Raw genomic sequence first — 17,848 nt, 5'->3', positions numbered from 1 at the left:
CCATGCAGTGGCTCAGCCAGAACCTCCACATCGTGTGGGGCCTGCTCCTCGACCACGTGTGGCTGTCGATCGCGCCCATCGTGCTCGCGCTCGCGATCTCGGTGCCGCTCGGGTGGCTCGCGGCGCACTACCGCCGCATCCGCACGCCGCTCCTCACGGGCACGGGCCTGCTCTACGCGATCCCCTCGCTCGCGCTGTTCATCATCATCCCCGCGATCTTCGGCCTCTCGGCCCGCTCGCCGTGGGTCGCGATCATCGGCCTGACGCTCTACGGCTGCGCCCTGCTCGTGCGCGGCGCCGCCGACGCCTTCGGCTCGGTCGCGCGCGACACGATGCTCGCCGCCGACGCGCTGGGGCACTCGCCCTGGGCCAGGTTCTGGCGCGTCGAGCTGCCGCTCGCGGGGCCCGTGCTGCTCGCCTCGCTCCGGGTCATGGCGGTCTCGACCGTGAGCCTCGTCACGGTCGGCGCCGTCATCGGCATCTCGAGCCTCGGCACGCTCTTCACCGACGGCTTCCAGCGCGGCATCGACGCCTCGATCGCCACCGGGCTCATCCTCACCGTCGTCGTCGCCTTCGCGATCGACGCGATCATCGTGCTCGCGGGCAGGCTCGCCATGCCCTGGCGGAAGGCGGTGCCCGCATGAACCTCTTCGTCGACGCCATCGCCTACCTGCTCGACGGTGCCAACTGGCAGGGGCCGAACTCGCTCGGGCTCCGCATCCTCGAGCACCTCGGGTTCTCGGGCGCCGTGCTGCTCGCGGCCGCCGCGATCGGCATCCCCGCCGGCGTGCTCATCGGGCACACCGGCCGCGGACGCGGCCTCGTCGTCGCGCTCACGAGCGGCGCCCGCGCGGTGCCGACGCTCGGCCTCCTCACGATCTTCGGCCTCGCGCTCGGCATCGGCCTCGAGGCGCCCTACCTCGCGCTGCTCGTGCTCGCGCTGCCGCCCGTGCTCGCCGGCGCCTACGCGGGCGTGGAGGCCGTCGACCGGCAGGTGATCGGCGGCGCGCGCGCCATCGGCATGACCGAGTGGCAGATCGTGCGCGGCGTCGAGCTGCCGCTCGGGGCGCCCGTGCTCATCGGCGGGCTGCGCTCCGCGGCCCTGCAGGTGATCTCGACCGCGACGCTCGCCGCCTACGTCTCGAACACGGGCCTCGGGCGCCCGATCTTCCAGGGCGTCAAGGCGGGCGACTACGAGGTGATGCTCGCGGGCGCCATCCTCGTCGCCCTCCTGTCGCTGCTCGTCGAGCTCGCCTTCCAGGCCCTCCAATCCACCGCGGCCCGCCGCGCCGAACCGACCACCGTCCCCGTCCGCGCACCCGCGCGGGCCCCAGAGAGGAACACCGCATGACCAGCATCACCCGCAGGGCGGGCATCGCCCTGGCAGCCGTCGCGGCCACGGGCCTCGCGCTCACCGGCTGCACCAACGCCGACCCGCTCGCCGAGGACTCCGCGGCCCCCACCTCGGGCGGCGACGGCACCACGCTCGTCGTCGGCTCGCAGGACTACTACTCGAACGAGATCATCGCCGAGCTCTACGCGCAGGCGCTCGAGGCCGAGGGCTACACGATCGAGCGCGACCTGCGCATCGGCCAGCGCGAGGTCTACCTGCCCGAGATCGAGTCGGGCGCCATCGACCTCTTCCCCGAGTACACCGGCCCGCTGCTGCAGGTCTGGGCCGAGGACCCGCAGGAGCGCCTCAGCGACGACGTCTTCGCCGCGCTCCAGGAGGCGGCGCCCGAGGGCATCACCGTCCTCGACCAGGCGCCGGCGACCGACCAGGACTCGTACGTCGTGACGCGCGAGTTCGCCGAGCAGTACGACCTCACGACGATCGAGGACCTCGCGAACGTCGACGTGCCGCTCACGATGGGTGCGAACTCCGAGGCCGAGAGCCGCCCGAACGGCCCGCAGGGACTCGCGGACACCTACGGCATCGAGGTGGGCTTCACGCCCATCGAGGACGGCGGCGGCCCGCTCACGATCCGCGCGCTGCAGGACGGCGACGTCCAGCTCGCGATCGTCTACACGGGCGACCCGTCGATCGCGAAGAACGACCTCGTCGTGCTCGAGGACACCAAGGGCCTCTTCCTCGCCTCGAACGTCGTGCCCGTCGCGAGCGACAAGGTCGACGAGCAGGCGCAGGAGATCGTGAACGCGGTCTCGGCCGCGCTGACCTCGGAGGAGCTCCTCGCCCTCAACGGCCGCTCGGTCGACGAGCAGGCGCCCGCTGCCGACATCGCCGCCGAGTGGCTGCAGGAGCAGGGCTTCACGAGCTAGTCGACGAGCCCCGCGACGCGCCGGAGCAGCATCCTCGGATCGGGGGCTGCTCCGGCGTCGTCGTGCTCGGCCCCGTGCGCGACCCCGTGCGCGTCCAGGGCGCGGTGGAGGGTGAGCCCCTCCATGAGCGCGTCGACGCCGCGCGCCGCCTCGGGATCGAGGTGCCGCTCGAGCGCGGCGCGGCTGCGCAGCATCCACGCGGCCGTGATGGCGCGGAACCGCTCGTCGCGGGCGGCGAGCGTGTAGAGCTCCTGCGTCAGCACGAGCTCCCGGCGCGTGCCGAGCACGGTGCCGTGCACGAGGGAGGCCGCGGCGTCGACGGCAGCCTCCGGCCCCTCCGCGTCGGCGAGCGCCGCCTCGAAGCGGGCGGCGGCCTCGGCCGCGAAGCGCCCGAAGGCCTCCGCCAGCAGGGCGCCGAAGCCCGCGAAGTGGTAGGTCATCGACCCGAGCGGCACGTCGGCCGCGGCGGCCACGCGCCGGTGCGATGCACCGGCGACGCCATGCTCCACGAGCACGTCGAGGCAGGCCTCGACGATGCGGTCGCGGCGATCCGGATCGGTGCGGCGGGTCATGCGATCTCGCGGATGACCCGGGCCGGGTTGCCCACGGCCACGACGTTCGCGGGGATGTCGCGCGTGACGACGGCACCCGCGCCGATCACCGAGTTCTCGCCGATCGTGACGCCGGGGCACACGATGACGCCGCCGCCGAGCCAGACGTTGTCGCCGATCGTGATCGGCTCGGCCGCCTCGAGCTTGGCGCGGCGCGCCTCGGGGTCGATGGGGTGGGTCGGTGTGAGCAGCTGCACGTTGGGGCCGATCTGCACGTCCTCGCCGATCGTGATGGGGGCGACGTCGAGCGCGGTGAGGCCGTAGTTGGCGAAGCTGCGGGCGCCGAGGCGGATCTGCTCCCCGTAGTCGACGAAGAGCGGCGGCGTGATGACCGCGCCCTCCCCCAGCTCGCCGAGCAGCGCCTCGAGCAGCGGCCGCGCCGCTGCCGCGTCGTCGACGAAGGCCTCGCCGTAGGCGCGCGCGAGCCGCACGGCGCGGTCGTGGCGGGCGCCGCTCTCGGGATCGTCGGCGATGTAGAGGTCGCCCGCGAGCATGCGCTCGCGATTGGTGCGGTCGTCGCCGGGGAACCAGTCACGCTCATCCATGCGGACGATCGTACACCCGATGCGTACGAGCGTACGCATCGCCTCGGGCGATCAGCCGCGCAGCATCCGGTGCATGGGGATGTGCCCCCACGACGGCCCGGTCGAGACGCGCTCGTCGAGGTGGCGGAAGCCGCGCCGCTCGTAGAAGCGGCTCGCGCGCTCGTTGCCGTCGATGAGCCACAGGTAGTGGGGGCGCTCGTCGACGACCGCGTCGAAGAGCACGTGGCCGAGGCCCGTGCCGTGCGCGTCGGCGTGCACGTAGAGGCGGTCGAGCTCCCGCGACGCGGGGGCGGGCACGAGGCCGAGCGCCACCTCCCAGTCGGCGGGCGCGGCGGACGCGCTCGCGACGCCGAGCACCGCGCTCCCCCGCCACGCGATCCGGCGTGCCGCGTCACCGGGCTCGGCGAACGCGGACTCGAGCGCGGCGATCCGCGATGCGGCCAGATCGTCGTCGCCGAAGGCAGCGGGCAGCAGCGCGCCGTAGGTGTCCCGCTGCGCCGCCACGAGGAAGCGGCTCCACGCCTCGGCGTCCTCGGGCCGCGGCGAGCGCAGCTCGACGTCGGCGGGCAGGACGGGCGGGACGGGAGGGGCGGGCTGCGGCTGGTCGACGGGCACCGATCCACGCTAGCGCCCGCGGAGGGCTCGGATCCGGCGCGCCGTAGGCTTGCGCCCGTGACCGACACCGCGCTCATGACCGACCGCTACGAGCTCACGATGATCGATGCCGCGATGCGCTCCGGCACGGCCTTCCGGCCCTCGGCCTTCGAGGTGTTCGCGCGCCGCCTGCCGGGCGCGCGCCGCTACGGCGTCGTCGCCGGCACCGGCCGCTTCCTGCAGCGCCTCGCCGAGTTCCGCTTCGGCGACGCCGAGCTCGCGAGCATCCGCCCGTGGGCCTCGGCCGAGCTCGTCGACTGGCTGGCCGAGTACCGCTTCTCGGGCGACATCCGCGGCTACGCCGAGGGCGAGCTGTACTTCCCCGGCTCCCCCGTGCTCGTGGTCGAGGGCACCTTCGCCGAGGCCGTGGTGCTCGAGACGGTCGCGCTCTCGGTGCTCAACTACGACTCCGCCGTCGCCAACGCCGCCACCCGCATGGTGCGCGCCGCGAAGGGCCGGCCGCTCGCCGAGATGGGGTCGCGCCGGGCCAACGAGGAGGCCGCGGTCGCCGCCGCGCGCGCGGCGTACGTCGCGGGCTTCTCGGCCACCTCGAACCTCGCCGCCGGCAGCCGCTGGGGCATCCCCACGATGGGCACGGCCGCGCACTCCTTCACGCTCCTGCACGACTCGGAGGCCGAGGCCTTCCAGGCGCAGATCGACGCGCTGGGCGTCGGCACGACGCTGCTCGTCGACACCTACGACATCGAGCAGGGCATCCGCACCGCGATCGAGGTCGCGGGCACGGGCCTCGGCGGCATCCGCCTCGACTCGGGCGACCTCAACGAGGTCGCGGCGGACGCCCGGCGGCTGCTCGACTCGCTCGGCGCGACGGGCACGCGCATCACCGTCACGAGCGACCTCGACGAGTACGCGATCGCGGGCCTGCAGGCGAGCCCCGTCGACGCCTACGGCGTCGGCACGAGCCTCGTGACGGGCTCCGGCGCGCCCGCAGCGGGCATGGTCTACAAGCTCGTCGCGCGCCAGGGCGCCGACGGCGCGTGGAAGGGCGTCGCGAAGCACTCGGAGGGCAAGGCATCGACGGGCGGCGAGAAGACCGCCGTGCGCACCCTCCGCGGCGGCGTCGCGGTCGAGGAGACCGTGCTGCTCACGGACGACCCCGGCACGCTCGCGGACGCCGCGCGGGCCGGGCGCGCGCTGCAGGTGCCGCTCGTGGCCGCGGGCGAGATCGACGAGCGATGGCTGGGCGCCGGCGGCGTCGCGGCCGCGCGCGACCGCCACGCGGCGTCGGTCGCCGAGCTCCCCGCCGACGCCCACCGCCTCGCGCGCGGCGAGCCGGCCCTGCCCACCGCCTTCCGCTGAGGAGAGACGTCCGCTGCGCCGAGGCGTGCGCTGCGCCGAGACGTGCGCTGCGCCGAGACGTGCGCTGCGCCGCGAGGCCCGCCGCGCAGCGCAGCGGCTACTCGTCGCGGAGCTTCTCGTAGATCTCCTTGCACGTCGGGCACACCGGGAACTTCTCCGGATCGCGCCCCGGCGTCCACTTCTTGCCGCACAGCGCGCGCACGGCCTTGCCCGTGATCGCCGACTGGAGGATCTTCTCCTTCTTCACGTAGTGCGAGAAGCGGTCGTGGTCGCCCTCGTCGAGCAGCTCGCCGTTGAGCAGCTGCTCGAGCTCGCGGTCGAGCACGTCGGTGCTGCCGCCGCCGCCGATGGTGCCGGGTCCGGTCGTGTCGGTCATGCCCCCATGATCCCACGCGGCGCCCCGCGGCGGGGCGTGCTCCGACCGGCCGTTCAGCGCCCTCAGGGGCGCCATCGGCGATGATCGACGCTGCGGCGGCGCGCGGCGCGCCACGAGGAGGGACCCATGGGAGACATCCAGCAGGACGACGACCTCGGCTGGGTCATGAAGACGCTCGACCGCGTCATCGACGCCCAGCGGCCGCTCGTCGTCAACCACCTGCGCGAGCTGCGCCGCAAGCATCCGGAGCTGAGCCCTGAGCAGGTCATCGCGCGGCTCGAGAAGCAGTACGTCGCCGCGGTCTCCGCGGGCGGCGCCGCCGTCGGCGCCACCGCGGTCGTGCCGGGCATCGGCACCGCGGCGGCCCTCGGCCTCACCGCGGTCGAGACCGTCGGGTTCCTCGAGGCGAGCGCCTTCTTCGCGCAGGCCGTCACCGAGGTGCACGGCATCCACGTGCAGGATCCCGAGCGCGCGAAGGCGCTCGTCATGGGCCTCATGCTCGGCTCCGGCGGCAAGGCGCTCGTGCGCCGCGTCGCGCAGCAGTCGATCGGGCGCGGCGCGGCCGGCCAGGCCTTCTGGGGCGAGCTCATCACGAGCCGGCTGCCCACGGGCGCGATGGGGCAGGTCGTCGACTTCCTGCGGCGCGCGTTCCTGCGCCGCATGGCCCGCAACACCGGCACCTCGATGCTCGGCCGCGCCCTGCCGTTCGGCATCGGCGCCGCGATCGGCGGCGTCGGCAACAGCATCCTGGGCCGTCAGGTCGTGAAGGCCGCGCGCGAGGCCTTCGGTCCGGCGCCCCTCGCCTTCGGCGCCGAGCTCGCGCCCCGCATCAAGGAGGTGCGGCCGAGCCTCGGCCAGCGGATCACCGAGGCGCGCGCCATCGAGCGCGAGGGCCTCGCGGGCGGCTTCCGCCGATTCCGCGAGCGCCTCGGCGAGCACGACGAGCACGACGACGGCGCGCCGCCCCGCGGAGGGGACGACGCGCCGTCGGAGGGGCCGCGCGGCTAGTCCAGCGTGCCCAGGGTCGCCTGCGCCTCGGCCTCCTGGCCGCCGCGCACGTAGGTGATCGTCACCTCGGTGCCGCCCGCGTGCGAGCGCACCTGCGCGGTCGCGTCGACCGCGTTCGTCACGGTGGCGCCGTCGACCGCGGTGATGACGTCGCCGACCTGCAGCCCTGCGGCCTCCGCCGCGCCGCCCTGGCTCAGCTCCGCGACCTGCGCGCCGACGGTGCCGACGGAGGCGTCCGTGACGTCGCTCACGGAGGCGCCGAGCAGGCCGTGGCTCGCGGCGCCGGTGTCGATGATCTCCTGCACGACGCGCTGCACGAGGCTCGCCTCGATCGCGAAGCCGATGCCGATCGAGCCGGCGCTCGAGTCGCCCGAGGAGCCCATGCTCGCGATCGCGACGTTGATGCCGATGAGCTGGCCCGAGGCGTTCAGCAGCGCGCCGCCCGAGTTCCCCGGGTTGATGGAGGCGTCGGTCTGCACGACGGGGATCGAGATGTCCTCCTGCGCGGCCTGCGCGCCGTTGTCCTGCCAGAAGCCGAACGGCGACTGCTGCGACTGCTGCTCGTCGCCCGAGGGCGCCTCGCTCGAGGCGATCTGGAGGCCGCGGTCGGTGGCGGAGACGATGCCGTCGGTCACCGAGTTCGAGAGCCCGAGCGGCGCGCCGATCGCGATCGCGGTGTCGCCCACGCGCACCTCGTCGCTCGAGGCGAACGTGACGACGGGCAGCTCGGCGTCGACCTTGAGCACCGCGAGGTCGACGGTCGGATCGGTGCCCACGACCTCCGCCTGCAGCAGCTGGCCGTCGCTCGTCTGCACGGTGATGCTCGCGTCCGCCGTCGCGCCGTCGAGCGTGACGACGTGGTTGTTCGTGACGATGTAGCCGCCGGCGGCGATCACGACGCCCGAGCCCTCGCCCGAGCCCTGCTGCGACGAGGCCTGCACCGTCACGACCGAGGGCCCGGCGTTCGCCGCGACGTCGGCGATCGTCTGGGGATCGGCCACCGTCTCGCCCTCGACGGTCTGCCCCGCCTGGCCCGGGTTCGCCTGCGGCTGCTGGGCCGCGAAGAGCGCACCGCCGCCGAAGCCGGCAGCGCCGCCCAGCAGCACCGCTGCTGCGAGCGCGCCCGCGACGAGGCCGCCCCGACGGCGGCGCGGCGGCTGCGGCTCGCCCTGCGGCTGCCACGGCGAGCCGGGGCCGCCGCCGAAGCCGCCGAGCGGCTCGGTGGGCGCGTGCGCGGGCGCTCCGTAGGCCGGGGCGCTGTAGGCCGGAGTGCTGTACGCAGGAGCGCTGTGCGCAGGAGTGCTGGAGGCGGGAGCGCCGGGGGCGGCGGCGCTGGCGCCCGGTGCGCCGCCCGCGGGCGACGACGCGGCTCCCTCGTCCCAGCGACGGCCCGGAGCACCCGAGAACTGCTCCTCGGCACCCTCCGGACGGCGCGGCGGCTGCCACTGCCAGGCGCCCGCGGGCTGCGCGGGCGGCTGCTGCGGAGCCATGGGGTTCGGCACGTGGTCGTACGGGTTCGTCATGCCCACGACGGTGCCACCGCGCACCATGCACTCCCTATGCGCCTCCGATGCCGCCTGCACGGAAGGTCGGATGGGGCGCTGGGAGGGGGTGAGCGAGTAGCGTCGAGGCATGGAGCACGCACCCTGGCAGCGCGCCGCGGCGGGAGCGGGGCTGCTCGGCGCCGACGGCCGCCTGGCCCCCACGATCTTCGCCGAGATGACGGCGCTCGCCACCGCGACGGGCGCCCTGAACCTGGGGCAGGGCTTCCCCGACGAGGACGGCCCGCGCGCGGTGCTCGACGCCGCGAAGCACGCCATCGACCACGGCTGCAACCAGTACGGCCCGGGCCGCGGCAGCCAGGAGCTCATCGACGCGATCGTCGAGCACCAGCGCCGCTTCTACGGCATCGGGCTCGGCCGCAGCGAGGTGCTCGTGACGGCAGGGGCGACCGAGGCGCTCGCGGCCACGATGCTCGCCTACCTCGTACCGGGCGACGAGGTCATCGTCTTCGAGCCGTACTACGACGCGTACGCGGCGGTCGCGGCCCTCGCCGGCGCCGTGCTCGTGCCGGTGCCGCTCGCGGCGCCCGACTTCCAGCCCGACCCCGACCGACTGCTGCGCGCCACGAGCCCGCGCACCCGCATGATCGTCGTGAACTCGCCGCACAACCCGACGGGCACGGTCTTCACCGAGGAGTCGATGCGGCACATCGTGCGGGTCGCCGAGCGGCGCGACGCCATCATCGTCACCGACGAGGTCTACGAGCACCTCGTGTACGACGAGCGGCACGTGCCGATCGCCACGATCGAGGCGGCGCGCGACCGCCTCGTCTCGATCTCGTCCGCCGGCAAGACCTTCTCGGTCACGGGATGGAAGATCGGCTGGATCATGGCCAGCCCGGCCCGCATCGCCCAGATCGGCGCGGTCAAGCAGTACCTCACCTTCGTCAACGGCGCGCCCTTCCAGCCCGCCGTCGCCACGGGGCTGCGGCTGCCGGACGAGCACTTCGACACCATCCAGCAGTCGTTCGCGCGGAAGCGCGACATCCTCGCGCGCGGGCTCCGGCGCGCCGGCTTCGCGGTGCACCCCGCGCAGGCGGGCTACTTCCTCATCGCCGACGCCGCACCGCTCGGCGTCGAGGACGCGACCGCGCTCGCGCGACGCCTGCCCGAGCTCGTGGGCGTCGTGGGCGTGCCCCTGTCGGCGCTCGCGCGACCGTCGCGGCGCGACCTGCGGTCGACCCTCCGCTTCGCCTTCTGCAAGTCCGACGACATGCTCGGCGAGGCGGCCACGCGGCTCGCGGGCCTCGGCTCGGCGCTCGCGCCGAGCGCCTGAGGCGCATGGCGCCGCTCATGATCGACGCGCCGCTCGTCGAGCGCCTGATCCGCGAGCAGCTGCCGCAGTGGTCGCACCTGCAGGTGCGCCCCGTCGACGTCGACGGCTGGGACAACCGCTCGTTCCGGCTCGGCGAGGGCATGGTCGTGCGCCTGCCGAGCGCCGTCGGCTACGTGCCGCAGGTCGGGAAGGAGGCGCGCTGGCTGCCCACCCTCGCGGCGGCGCTGCCGTGGGAGCTGCCCGAGGTGCTCGCGCTCGGGGAGCCGGGAGCCGGCTACCCCTTCCCGTGGTCGGTGCGGCGCTGGATCGACGGCAGCACGCCGACGCTCGACGCTCCGCCGAGCGCCGCGCTCACGGCCGACCTGGCGCGGTTCCTCCGGGACCTCCGCGCCGTGGCGCCCGAGGGCCCGGGCCCCGGGCCGCACGGCGCGGGGCGCGGCGCACCGCTCACGCAGTGGGACGCGCAGGTCTCCCGTGCGCTCGCCGCGAGCGCGCACCGCGTCGACGTCGCGGGTGCCCGCGACCTGTGGGCCGACGCGAGGGACGCCCCGGGGCCCGCCCGGCCCTCGTGGTTCCACGGCGACGTCGCGCCCGGCAACGTGCTGCTGCGCGACGGGGCGCTCGCGGCCGTCATCGACTTCGGGCAGGCGGGCGTCGGCGATCCCGCCTGCGACCTCGCGCTCGCCTGGCAGTGGTGCGACGGCGCGGGGCGCGCGTCGCTCCGAGCGGCGCTCGGCGACGACGCGGAGTGGCGCCGGGGCGCGGGCTGGGCGCTCTGGAAGGCGCTCATCACCCTCGACGAGCCGGCTCGCGAGGGGGCGGCGATCCGCACGCTCGCGGCGCTCGGCGTCGACGCGCGCTGAGCGCCGCTGCAGCCCGCGCGGCGACGGCGCGCCGCGCTCCGCTCAGGCCACGCGGTACCGGCGGTTCGCGAGCGAGGGGTTGCGCCGCCGCGTCGCCTCGGTGACGGCCCGATCGATCGGCGCGACCGCGATCCCCTCGCCGTCGCCGAGCGACGCGAGCGCGACGCCCATGGGGTCGACGATCGCGGAGCAGCCGACGCCGAGGGGCGGCGCCTGGTCGGCGGCGACGACGTGGACGGTCGACTCGATGGCGCGCGCCGTCACGAGCGTCGTCCAATGCCGCTCCTTCTGCGGGCCGCGCACCCACTCCGCGGGGATCGCGACCACGTCGGCGCCCGCGTCGACGAGCCGCCGCGTGGCCTCCGGGAACCGCAGGTCGTAGCAGGTCTCGATCCCGATGCGGAGGCCGAGCGCCTCGACGACGGGCAGCGCTGCGCGGGGTCCCCCGGCGTGAGCCAGTCGGACTCCCTGGTGCCGAACGCGTCGTACAGGTGCACCTTCCGGTACGCGGCCCGCACCCCGGTCGCGTCGACGGCGACGACGGTGTTCGCGACGCCCGCCCCGACGCGCTCGAGCATGCCGGCGATGACGAGCGCCCGGTGGACGCCGGCACGCTCCTGCAGCATCGCGACGAACGGCCCGTCGAGCGGCTCCGCCGCGGCGGGCGCCGTGACCGCGAGGTCGGCCGAGCAGTGCTGCGAGTACTCGGGCAGCACGACGAGCCGCGCGCCACGCGCGGCAGCCGCATCGATGAGCGCAGCCTGCCGTCGCGCGGTTGGCCCCCGCGTCCTCGCCCGGCGCCCACTGCACGGCGGCCGCCAGCACGACGGCCGGAACGGCGGCGGTCCGCACGGACGGGGTCTCGACGGCGCGCTCGCTCATGCCGCCAGCCTACGCAGGGGCCCGCTCAGCCCTCCATCTCCTCCAGCTCGCGCCCCTTCGTCTCCGGCACCTTCCAGAGCACGAAGAAGAACGACAGCGCGGCGAAGAAGGCGTAGAAGCCGTACGCGAAGGTGAGGCCGATGTCGGCCATCGCCGGGAAGGTCGTCGAGATCGCGAAGTTCGCGACCCACTGCGCCGCCGCTGCGACCGCGAGCGCGGAGGCGCGGATGCGGTTGGGGAACATCTCCCCCAGCAGCACCCACACGAGCGGGCCCCACGTCGCGCCGAAGAAGACGACGAAGAGGTTCGCGCCGACGAGCGCGACCATCGACCACGGCTGCCCGAGCTCGACCGACTGCGTGCCGTCGGCCGCGGTCGAGAGCTGGCCGAACGAGAACGCGACGGCCATCGCCCCGAGCGCGATCGTCATGCCCACCGAGCCGATCAGCAGCATCCGGCGCCGGCCCACGCGGTCGACGAGCACGATCGCCACGATCGTGACGACGATGTTCGTGATCGAGGTGATGACGCTCGTGAGGAGCGCGGTCGACTCGTCGAAGCCCACCGAGCGCCACAGCGTCGTCGAGTAATAGAAGATGACGTTGATGCCGACGAACTGCTGGAAGACCGACAGCAGGATGCCGACCCACACGATGGGCCGCAGGCCCCAGGCGCTGCCGCGCAGGTCGCGCATCGACTCGCGGTCCTCGCGCTCCAGCGAGGCGCGGATCTGCTCGATCTTGAGGTTGACGTCGAGCTCGCCCGAGAAGTCGTGCAGCACCTGCGAGGCGCGGTCCACGTCGCCCCTGCCGACGAGGAAGCGCGGCGACTCCGGCAGGCGCAGCGCCATGACGCCGTAGACGACGGCCGGCAGCGCCTCGGCCATGAACATCCAGCGCCACGCGGGCAGCTCGAGCCACAGCACCTCGGCGGAGCCGCCGGCGAGCTGCGCGAGCCAGGCGTTCGAGAGGAGGGCGGCGAAGATGCCCGAGACGATGGCGAGCTGCTGCAGCGAGCCGAGGCGGCCACGCACCCTCGCGGGCGACACCTCGGCGATGTAGGCGGGCGCGATGACGCTCGCGGCGCCGACGCCGAAGCCGCCGACGACGCGCCACACGATGAGGTCGACCACGCCGAACGCGAGGCCCGAGCCGAGGGCCGAGACGAGGAAGAGCACGGCGGCGGCGAGCATGACCGGGATGCGGCCGAAGCGGTTGGCCGCCGCCCCCGCGAACCACGCGCCGATGGCGCAGCCGATGAGCGCGGAGGAGACGGCGAAGCCCGTGAGGCCGGAGGAGAGCGCGAACTCGCCCGCGAGCGCGTCGACCGCGCCGTTGATGACGGCCGTGTCGAAGCCGAAGAGGAAGCCGCCGAGCGCCGCTGCGATCGAGATGCCCACCACCCTCGCGTTCAGCCGCTGCAGGTTCGTCGTCATCGCGCCTCGTCTCGCTCGTCCTCGCGCCCCGCGCACCGCCGGGGCCGACCGCGACACTACGCCACCCGCCCCGATGGCACGGTCAGGCAGGCGATGGCATGATCGCCACGACGAAGGGAGCAGGATGCTCGTCGCATTCTCCGTGGCCCCGGCCACCGCAGGCCCGGACGGATCCGTCCACGACGCCGTGGCCGCCGCCGTGCGGGTGGTCCGCGAGAGCGGCCTGCCGCACCGGACCGACGCGATGTTCACGACGATCGAGGGCGAGTGGGATGCGGTGTTCGACGTCGTGCGCCGTGCCACCGACGCGGTCCTCGCCGTGAGCCCGCGAGCCTCCCTCGTCCTCAAGGCCGACATCCGACCGGGGTGGCGGGGCGAGCTCGACGGCAAGGTCGAGCGACTCGAAGAGGCTCTGGAGGGCCGTGCATGAGGAGCGAGCTGTTCGCCGAGGCGAACCAGGAGATCCAGTCGGCGGAGCGCTGGACGAAGCAGTCGTCGAAGATGCTGCGCGTCAACGTCTCGAACGGCGGCGACGTCATCGCCGCGAAGGGCGCCATGGTCGCCTTCCAAGGCCAGATCGAGTTCCAGCACGAGGGCTCGGGCTCGGCCGCGAAGTTCCTGAAGAAGATGGTGACGGGCGAGGGCGCGCCGCTCATGCGCATGCGCGGCCAGGGCGAGGTCTTCCTCGCGCGCGACGCCCAGCAGATCTTCACCGTGCAGCTCGAGGACGAGGGGCTCACGGTCAACGGCTCGAGCCTGCTCGCCTTCGACCAGTCGCTGCAGTGGGACATCCGGATGATGCGCTCGGGCGGCGGCATGATGGCCGGCGGCCTCTTCAACCTCGAGATCGGCGGGCGCGGCACGGTCGCGCTCTCCTGCGACGGGCAGCCGCTCCTGCTCGACTGCTCGCGGCAGCCGACCTTCGTCGACCCGAACGCGGCGGTCTGCTGGTCGGCGAACCTGACCCCCAGCATCCAGAACTCGATGAACCTGCGGTCGATGCTGCGCGGCGGCACGGGCGAGGCCTTCCAGCTGGCCTTCCACGGCCCGGGCTTCGTCGTGGTGCAGCCCAGCGAGGGCCGGCCCGAGGTCTCGGGCTCCAACGGCGGCGGTGGCGGCGGCCTCGGCGGCCTCTTCGAGTAGCCGCGCACGCAGCCTGCACGAGAGCCGGGGCCGCTGGGGATGACTCCCCGGCGGCCCCGGCTCTCGTGGGTGCGGCCCGTCAAGGGGTCTCGGCGGCCGCCTTCAGCTGCGCGAGCCCCTGCTCGAACTGCTTCCCGAGCTCGCGCTCCATCGGGAAGATGCGCCAGAAGATCGCGGCGACGCCGCGGTTCTCGCCGCGCATCGTCCAGGTGACGCGCGTGCCGCGATCGCTCTCGGCGAGGTCGAACGCGAGGTCGTTGCGGGCCTTCACGGGCTTCGTGAACGAGAGGTCCACGAGCACCTGCTCCGGGCTGGACGCCGCGATCGCCATGGACCCTGCGCCGGCGCGCCGGTTCCCGGACCAGCCGTAGCGGGCACCGACGCCGCGCTCGGCACCCGCGTAGGTGCGGCGCAGCGCGGGATCGACGTCCTCCCACGGCGACCACTTCGTCCACGCGTGGAAGTCGTCGATGAGCGCGTGCACGCGTTCGCGCGGTGCGGCGATGTCGGCGGATCGGGCGATCTCGAAGCGTGCCATGGCGCGAGCATAGGCCCGCTCGCGACCGCGCGGAACGCCTCGGGCGTCAGCCTCTGCTCAGCATCAGGGCGGGCGACGGCGCGGCCGCGCAGGCCCCGGATGCAGCAGAAGAGGGTCCCTCTCGGGACCCTCTTCTGTGCCGCAGATGCTGCGTCTCTCGTTGCGGGGACAGGATTTGAACCTGCGACCTCCGGGTTATGAGCCCGGCGAGCTACCGAACTGCTCCACCCCGCGGCACGAGATGAAACGTTACCAGGTGCCGCGGGGTGGGGCAAATCCGCCTAGGGCGCGGGCGTCTCCGTGGGCGCGGGCGTCTCGGCCGGCGCCTCCCCCGACGCCTGGTCGATCTGGTCGGAGACCTGGATCGCCCGCGTCAGGGCCTCGGTGAGCCGGTTGTCGGCCTCCGCGGCGGCCACCAGGTCGTTCTCCGCGTACGCCGCCTGGCGCGCGGCGATGGCGGCCTGGGCGTCCGCGAGCGCGGCGTCGAGCTGCGCCTGCAGGTCGGCCGGTGGCTGCTCGCCCTCGGTGCCCGTGCCCTCGCCGCCGTCCTGGCCGCCGTCCTCACCGCCGGGATCGGTGCCGGAGTCGCCGGCCTGGGCGCCCGAGTCGCCGCCGAAGAGCGCGTCGAGCGCTTCGTCGAGGGTGTCCTCGAACGCGATGTCGTTGCCGAACGACACGAGGATCTTCCGCAGCACCGGGAACGAGGTGCCGCCCGTCGAGCGCAGGTACACGGGCTGCACGTAGAGCAGGCCGCCGCCCACGGGCAGCGTGAGCAGGTTGCCGTTGATGACCTCCGAGGCGCCCTGGCGCAGCAGGTTGAGCTCCCTCGAGACGCTGTCGTCGGTGTCGAAGGTGTTCTGCACCTGGCCCGGGCCCGGGATCGAGCGGTCCTTCGGCAGCATCTGCAGCGTCAGCCGTCCGTAGTCCTCGCTCACCTCGCCGTCCGTCGAGCCGGCGTCGGCGTTCACCGAGAGGTAGCCGTAGAGCACGTTGCGGCCGTCGCGCGGGATGAAGGTCGAGTAGAGCGTGAAGGCCGGCTCCTGGCCGTCCACCGACATCGTCAGGTAGTACGGCGGCTGCGCGGGCGCGGCGCCCGCGCCGTCCCACGTGGGCTCCGACGGGGTCGACCACTGGTCGTCGCCCGAGAAGAAGGTCGCGGGGTTCGTCACGTGGTAGTCGCCCAGGATCGCCCGCTGCAGCTTGAACAGGTCGGTCGGGTAGCGCACCTGGCTCATGAGGTCGCCCGACATGTCGCTCATCGGCTGGATCGTGCCCGGGTAGACCTGCATCCAGGCCTGCAGGATCGGGTCCTCGACATCCCACGCGTACAGCGACACGGAGCCGTCGTAGGCGTCGACGACGGCCTTGACCGAGTTCCGCATGTAGTTGACCCAGTCGTTCACCGTCGCGGGCGGCGAGGGGTTCGTGGAGTCGGCGATCGTCCGCGCGACGGACTGGTGCGACGCGTACGGCACCGTCGACGAGGTGGTCATGCCGTCGACGATCCAGACCACGCGCCCGTCGACGACCGCGGGGTACGGGTCGGAGTCGAGCGTCAGGTACGGCGCGACGGCCTGCACGCGCTCGCGGGGGTCGCGGTCGTACAGGATCTGCGACTCCTCGTTGATGGCGTCCGAGAGCACGATCTGCTCCGACTGGAACTGCAGCGCGTAGACGAGGCGCTTGATGAAGCTGTCGAGCTTCGGGCCGCCGTCGCCCGCGAAGGTCGTGTTGGCGTTGCCGCTGCCCTCCTCCGTGGAGCGCGGGTAGTCGAGCTCGAGCTGCGGCGCGCCCTCGGGGCCGCCGACGATCGAGTACTCGGGGCTCGTCTCGCCGAAGTAGATGCGCGGCTCGTACTCGCCGAGCTCGCCCGAGGTGGGGATGCCCGCCTGCAGGAACACCGGCTGCCCCTCGGGACCGCGCTGGTTGCCGTTGGCCGCGACGACGCCGTAGCCGTGCGTGTAGACGATGTGGCGGTTGTACCAGCTGTCCTCGTCGAGCCCGGACTGGTCGAGCTCGCGGACGGCGATGACGGTGTCCTGCGTCTGGCCGTCGACTTCGTAGCGGCCGACGTCGAGCTGCTCGGGGAAGCCGTAGTAGGGCCGGTACTCCTCGAGGTTCGCGAAGGCGTCGGTGACGAGCGCGGGGTCGATGATGCGGATGTTCGCCGCGGTCTCCGCGTCGGCGCGCAGCGCGCCCGGCTCCGCATCGGTCGTCGCGTCGGTCTGCTCCTCGACCATGCCGTCGACGCCCCACGCGGCCCTGGTGGCCTCGATGTTGCGCTCGATGTACGAGGCCTCGAGCGAGAGCGGGCTGGGGTCGACCTGGAAGCGCTGCACGATCGCCGGGTAGGCGACGCCCACGACGAGCGACGCGGCGATGAGGAGCGCGGTGCCGACGATCGAGATGCGCCAGCGGCCGATGATGGCCGTGACGACGAAGAAGAGCGCGACGAGCCCCGCGATGCCCGCGAGGATCTGGAGGCCCGGGAGGATCGCGTTGACCTCCGTGTAGCCGGCGCCCGTGTTCAGGAAGCCCTGCGAGGCCTGCGAGAGCGCGGCGTACTGGCTCAGCCAGATCGAGGCGCCGAGCACGAGCATGTAGAGCGCGATGACCACCGCGAGCTGGATGCGCGCGGACCGCGAGATGCGGAACTCGCGCCCCGTGAGCCGGATGGCGCCGTAGAGGTAGGCGGTCGCGAGCGTCGCGATGCCGCAGATGAACAGCACGGCGAGCGCGAAGCCCACGACCTGCTGGTAGAAGGGCAGCTCGAAGACGTAGAACCCCGTGTCGAGGCCGAACTGCGGGTCGACCTCGCCGAAGGGCCGCCGGTTGAGCCACAGCTGCGCGAGCTCCCACTGGGAGGCGGATGCGATGCCGGCGAAGACGCCGAGGGCGACGGGCACGGCCCACATGCCGACCTTGCGCAGGGGCTCGACGAGCTCCTGGTAGCGGTCGAGCTGCGAGCTCAGCTGCGCGTAGACGGGCCGGGAGCGGAACGCGATCTGGATCGCGAGCGCGAGCGGCACGGCCATGCCGAGGAAGCCGATCGCGAACATCGCGGCCATCGAGAGCCAGCGCGTCTGCAGGATCTGCACGAAGCCCAGCTGGTCGAACCAGAGGATGTCGGCGTAGAAGCCCGAGAACAGCACGAACGCGCCGATCAGGGCGCCCACGATCGCGACGGTGATGAGCAGGGGCGAGGGCCGCTGGCGGCCCGTCGTCGTCGAGGTCGGTCGTTCGGCGTTCGCGGACACGTCGTCTGGCTCCAGTGGCTCGGCGGGCGGAGCATCCATCGTATCGGCCGCCGCCTATGAGCCGCTGACGAGCGGGCCTCCGGAGGGCCGGGCGCGCC

Annotated in this window: 18 protein-coding genes, 1 tRNA gene and 1 pseudogene; 9 read left to right on the top strand and 11 right to left on the bottom strand. The window is 73.6% G+C overall.

Features of this window, described 5'->3' with window-relative positions:
• Positions 1-2: 2 nt before the first annotated feature.
• The 3 genes from OVA14_RS09230 to OVA14_RS09220 are packed head-to-tail and all read left to right on the top strand — an operon-like array spanning position 3 to position 2,280.
• Positions 3-644: an ABC transporter permease gene (locus tag OVA14_RS09230; protein WP_267503607.1), complete on the top strand. Its 642-nt coding sequence runs from the start codon at positions 3-5 to the stop codon at positions 642-644.
• Entirely contained in the window at positions 641-1,351 is a 711-nt protein-coding gene (locus OVA14_RS09225) for an ABC transporter permease (protein WP_267503606.1), read from the top strand. Before OVA14_RS09230 ends, OVA14_RS09225 begins: the two co-directional genes overlap by 4 nt.
• Entirely contained in the window at positions 1,348-2,280 is a 933-nt protein-coding gene (locus tag OVA14_RS09220) for an ABC transporter substrate-binding protein (protein WP_267503605.1), read from the top strand. Before OVA14_RS09225 ends, OVA14_RS09220 begins: the two co-directional genes overlap by 4 nt.
• Here the strand turns inward: OVA14_RS09220 and OVA14_RS09215 are convergent.
• The 3 genes from OVA14_RS09215 to OVA14_RS09205 are packed head-to-tail and all read right to left on the bottom strand — an operon-like array spanning position 2,277 to position 4,051.
• A complete protein-coding gene (locus tag OVA14_RS09215; protein ID WP_267503604.1) occupies positions 2,277-2,852 on the bottom strand; it encodes a TetR/AcrR family transcriptional regulator in 576 nt (191 codons plus the stop codon). The two genes, OVA14_RS09220 and OVA14_RS09215, sit on opposite strands and share 4 nt — an antisense overlap.
• Positions 2,849-3,436 carry a sugar O-acetyltransferase gene (locus OVA14_RS09210; RefSeq protein ID WP_267503603.1) on the bottom strand — a complete coding sequence of 196 codons (588 nt, stop codon included), beginning with the start codon at positions 3,434-3,436 and terminating at the stop codon, positions 2,849-2,851. Before OVA14_RS09210 ends, OVA14_RS09215 begins: the two co-directional genes overlap by 4 nt.
• A gap of 51 nt (positions 3,437-3,487) precedes the next feature.
• Positions 3,488-4,051, bottom strand: coding sequence for a GNAT family N-acetyltransferase (locus OVA14_RS09205; protein ID WP_267503602.1), 564 nt, complete (start codon positions 4,049-4,051; stop codon positions 3,488-3,490).
• A gap of 75 nt (positions 4,052-4,126) precedes the next feature.
• On the opposite strand from OVA14_RS09205, the gene OVA14_RS09200 reads away from it, so the two are divergent.
• Positions 4,127-5,410, top strand: coding sequence for a nicotinate phosphoribosyltransferase (locus tag OVA14_RS09200; protein ID WP_420710653.1), 1,284 nt, complete (start codon positions 4,127-4,129; stop codon positions 5,408-5,410).
• A 97-nt stretch (positions 5,411-5,507) separates the two neighbouring features.
• On the opposite strand, the gene OVA14_RS09195 is transcribed toward OVA14_RS09200, so the two are convergent.
• A complete protein-coding gene (locus OVA14_RS09195; RefSeq protein WP_267503600.1) occupies positions 5,508-5,786 on the bottom strand; it encodes a DUF3039 domain-containing protein in 279 nt (92 codons plus the stop codon).
• Between the two features lie 126 nt (positions 5,787-5,912).
• On the opposite strand from OVA14_RS09195, the gene OVA14_RS09190 reads away from it, so the two are divergent.
• Positions 5,913-6,794 carry a hypothetical protein gene (locus OVA14_RS09190; RefSeq protein WP_267503599.1) on the top strand — a complete coding sequence of 294 codons (882 nt, stop codon included), beginning with the start codon at positions 5,913-5,915 and terminating at the stop codon, positions 6,792-6,794.
• Here the strand turns inward: OVA14_RS09190 and OVA14_RS09185 are convergent.
• A complete protein-coding gene (locus OVA14_RS09185; protein WP_267503598.1) occupies positions 6,791-8,317 on the bottom strand; it encodes a S1C family serine protease in 1,527 nt (508 codons plus the stop codon). The genes OVA14_RS09190 and OVA14_RS09185 overlap by 4 nt on opposite strands.
• 109 nt (positions 8,318-8,426) lie before the next feature.
• Between OVA14_RS09185 and OVA14_RS09180 the strand changes: the two genes are divergently transcribed.
• Together OVA14_RS09180 and OVA14_RS09175 are read left to right on the top strand one after the other, a co-directional pair.
• The gene (locus OVA14_RS09180) at positions 8,427-9,632 is read left to right on the top strand and encodes an aminotransferase class I/II-fold pyridoxal phosphate-dependent enzyme (RefSeq protein WP_267503597.1); all 1,206 of its coding nucleotides are present in this window, start codon (positions 8,427-8,429) and stop codon (positions 9,630-9,632) included.
• 5 nt (positions 9,633-9,637) lie between these two features.
• Positions 9,638-10,495, top strand: coding sequence for an aminoglycoside phosphotransferase family protein (locus OVA14_RS09175; protein ID WP_267503596.1), 858 nt, complete (start codon positions 9,638-9,640; stop codon positions 10,493-10,495).
• Positions 10,496-10,537: 42 nt separating this feature from the next.
• Here the strand turns inward: OVA14_RS09175 and OVA14_RS09170 are convergent, their stop codons facing one another.
• The 3 genes and pseudogenes from OVA14_RS09170 to OVA14_RS09160 form a co-directional block, all read right to left on the bottom strand.
• Positions 10,538-10,924 carry a nitrilase-related carbon-nitrogen hydrolase gene (locus OVA14_RS09170; RefSeq protein ID WP_420710652.1) on the bottom strand — a complete coding sequence of 129 codons (387 nt, stop codon included), beginning with the start codon at positions 10,922-10,924 and terminating at the stop codon, positions 10,538-10,540.
• A 116-nt stretch (positions 10,925-11,040) separates the two neighbouring features.
• Positions 11,041-11,247: pseudogene (locus tag OVA14_RS09165) on the bottom strand (hydrolase); the annotation flags it as partial.
• A 155-nt stretch (positions 11,248-11,402) separates the two neighbouring features.
• Positions 11,403-12,812 carry a sugar porter family MFS transporter gene (locus tag OVA14_RS09160; RefSeq protein WP_267503595.1) on the bottom strand — a complete coding sequence of 470 codons (1,410 nt, stop codon included), beginning with the start codon at positions 12,810-12,812 and terminating at the stop codon, positions 11,403-11,405.
• Positions 12,813-12,936: 124 nt separating this feature from the next.
• Here OVA14_RS09160 and OVA14_RS09155 point away from each other — a divergent pair, with 124 nt between their 5' ends.
• A complete protein-coding gene (locus tag OVA14_RS09155; protein ID WP_267503594.1) occupies positions 12,937-13,242 on the top strand; it encodes a thiamine-binding protein in 306 nt (101 codons plus the stop codon).
• Positions 13,239-13,955 carry an AIM24 family protein gene (locus OVA14_RS09150; RefSeq protein WP_267503593.1) on the top strand — a complete coding sequence of 239 codons (717 nt, stop codon included), beginning with the start codon at positions 13,239-13,241 and terminating at the stop codon, positions 13,953-13,955. The genes OVA14_RS09155 and OVA14_RS09150 overlap by 4 nt, the downstream gene beginning before the upstream one ends.
• 79 nt (positions 13,956-14,034) lie before the next feature.
• Here the strand turns inward: OVA14_RS09150 and OVA14_RS09145 are convergent, their stop codons facing one another.
• From OVA14_RS09145 to OVA14_RS09135, 3 genes are all read right to left on the bottom strand, one after another.
• Entirely contained in the window at positions 14,035-14,493 is a 459-nt protein-coding gene (locus OVA14_RS09145; RefSeq protein ID WP_267503592.1) for an SRPBCC family protein, read from the bottom strand.
• A gap of 160 nt (positions 14,494-14,653) precedes the next feature.
• Positions 14,654-14,727 (bottom strand) — tRNA-Met (locus OVA14_RS09140).
• Positions 14,728-14,774: 47 nt separating this feature from the next.
• A complete protein-coding gene (locus tag OVA14_RS09135; RefSeq protein ID WP_420710579.1) occupies positions 14,775-17,789 on the bottom strand; it encodes a UPF0182 family protein in 3,015 nt (1,004 codons plus the stop codon).
• Between the last annotated feature and the right edge of the window lie 59 nt (positions 17,790-17,848).

This window comes from Agrococcus sp. SL85 (genome assembly GCF_026625845.1).
In the GTDB taxonomy this organism is placed as follows: domain Bacteria; phylum Actinomycetota; class Actinomycetes; order Actinomycetales; family Microbacteriaceae; genus Agrococcus.
This window is presented reverse-complemented; position numbering and strand designations above follow the sequence as displayed.

Coding starts and splice junctions, on each gene's coding strand:
- OVA14_RS09230 (WP_267503607.1), top strand. CDS start 3: ATGCAGTGGCTCAGCCAGAACCTCCACATCGTGTGGGGCCTGCTCCTC.
- OVA14_RS09225 (WP_267503606.1), top strand. CDS start 641: ATGAACCTCTTCGTCGACGCCATCGCCTACCTGCTCGACGGTGCCAAC.
- OVA14_RS09220 (WP_267503605.1), top strand. CDS start 1,348: ATGACCAGCATCACCCGCAGGGCGGGCATCGCCCTGGCAGCCGTCGCG.
- OVA14_RS09215 (WP_267503604.1), bottom strand. CDS start 2,852: ATGACCCGCCGCACCGATCCGGATCGCCGCGACCGCATCGTCGAGGCC.
- OVA14_RS09210 (WP_267503603.1), bottom strand. CDS start 3,436: ATGGATGAGCGTGACTGGTTCCCCGGCGACGACCGCACCAATCGCGAG.
- OVA14_RS09200 (WP_420710653.1), top strand. CDS start 4,127: ATGACCGACCGCTACGAGCTCACGATGATCGATGCCGCGATGCGCTCC.
- OVA14_RS09195 (WP_267503600.1), bottom strand. CDS start 5,786: ATGACCGACACGACCGGACCCGGCACCATCGGCGGCGGCGGCAGCACC.
- OVA14_RS09190 (WP_267503599.1), top strand. CDS start 5,913: ATGGGAGACATCCAGCAGGACGACGACCTCGGCTGGGTCATGAAGACG.
- OVA14_RS09185 (WP_267503598.1), bottom strand. CDS start 8,317: ATGACGAACCCGTACGACCACGTGCCGAACCCCATGGCTCCGCAGCAG.
- OVA14_RS09180 (WP_267503597.1), top strand. CDS start 8,427: ATGGAGCACGCACCCTGGCAGCGCGCCGCGGCGGGAGCGGGGCTGCTC.
- OVA14_RS09175 (WP_267503596.1), top strand. CDS start 9,638: ATGGCGCCGCTCATGATCGACGCGCCGCTCGTCGAGCGCCTGATCCGC.
- OVA14_RS09160 (WP_267503595.1), bottom strand. CDS start 12,812: ATGACGACGAACCTGCAGCGGCTGAACGCGAGGGTGGTGGGCATCTCG.
- OVA14_RS09155 (WP_267503594.1), top strand. CDS start 12,937: ATGCTCGTCGCATTCTCCGTGGCCCCGGCCACCGCAGGCCCGGACGGA.
- OVA14_RS09150 (WP_267503593.1), top strand. CDS start 13,239: ATGAGGAGCGAGCTGTTCGCCGAGGCGAACCAGGAGATCCAGTCGGCG.
- OVA14_RS09145 (WP_267503592.1), bottom strand. CDS start 14,493: ATGGCACGCTTCGAGATCGCCCGATCCGCCGACATCGCCGCACCGCGC.
- OVA14_RS09135 (WP_420710579.1), bottom strand. CDS start 17,789: ATGGATGCTCCGCCCGCCGAGCCACTGGAGCCAGACGACGTGTCCGCG.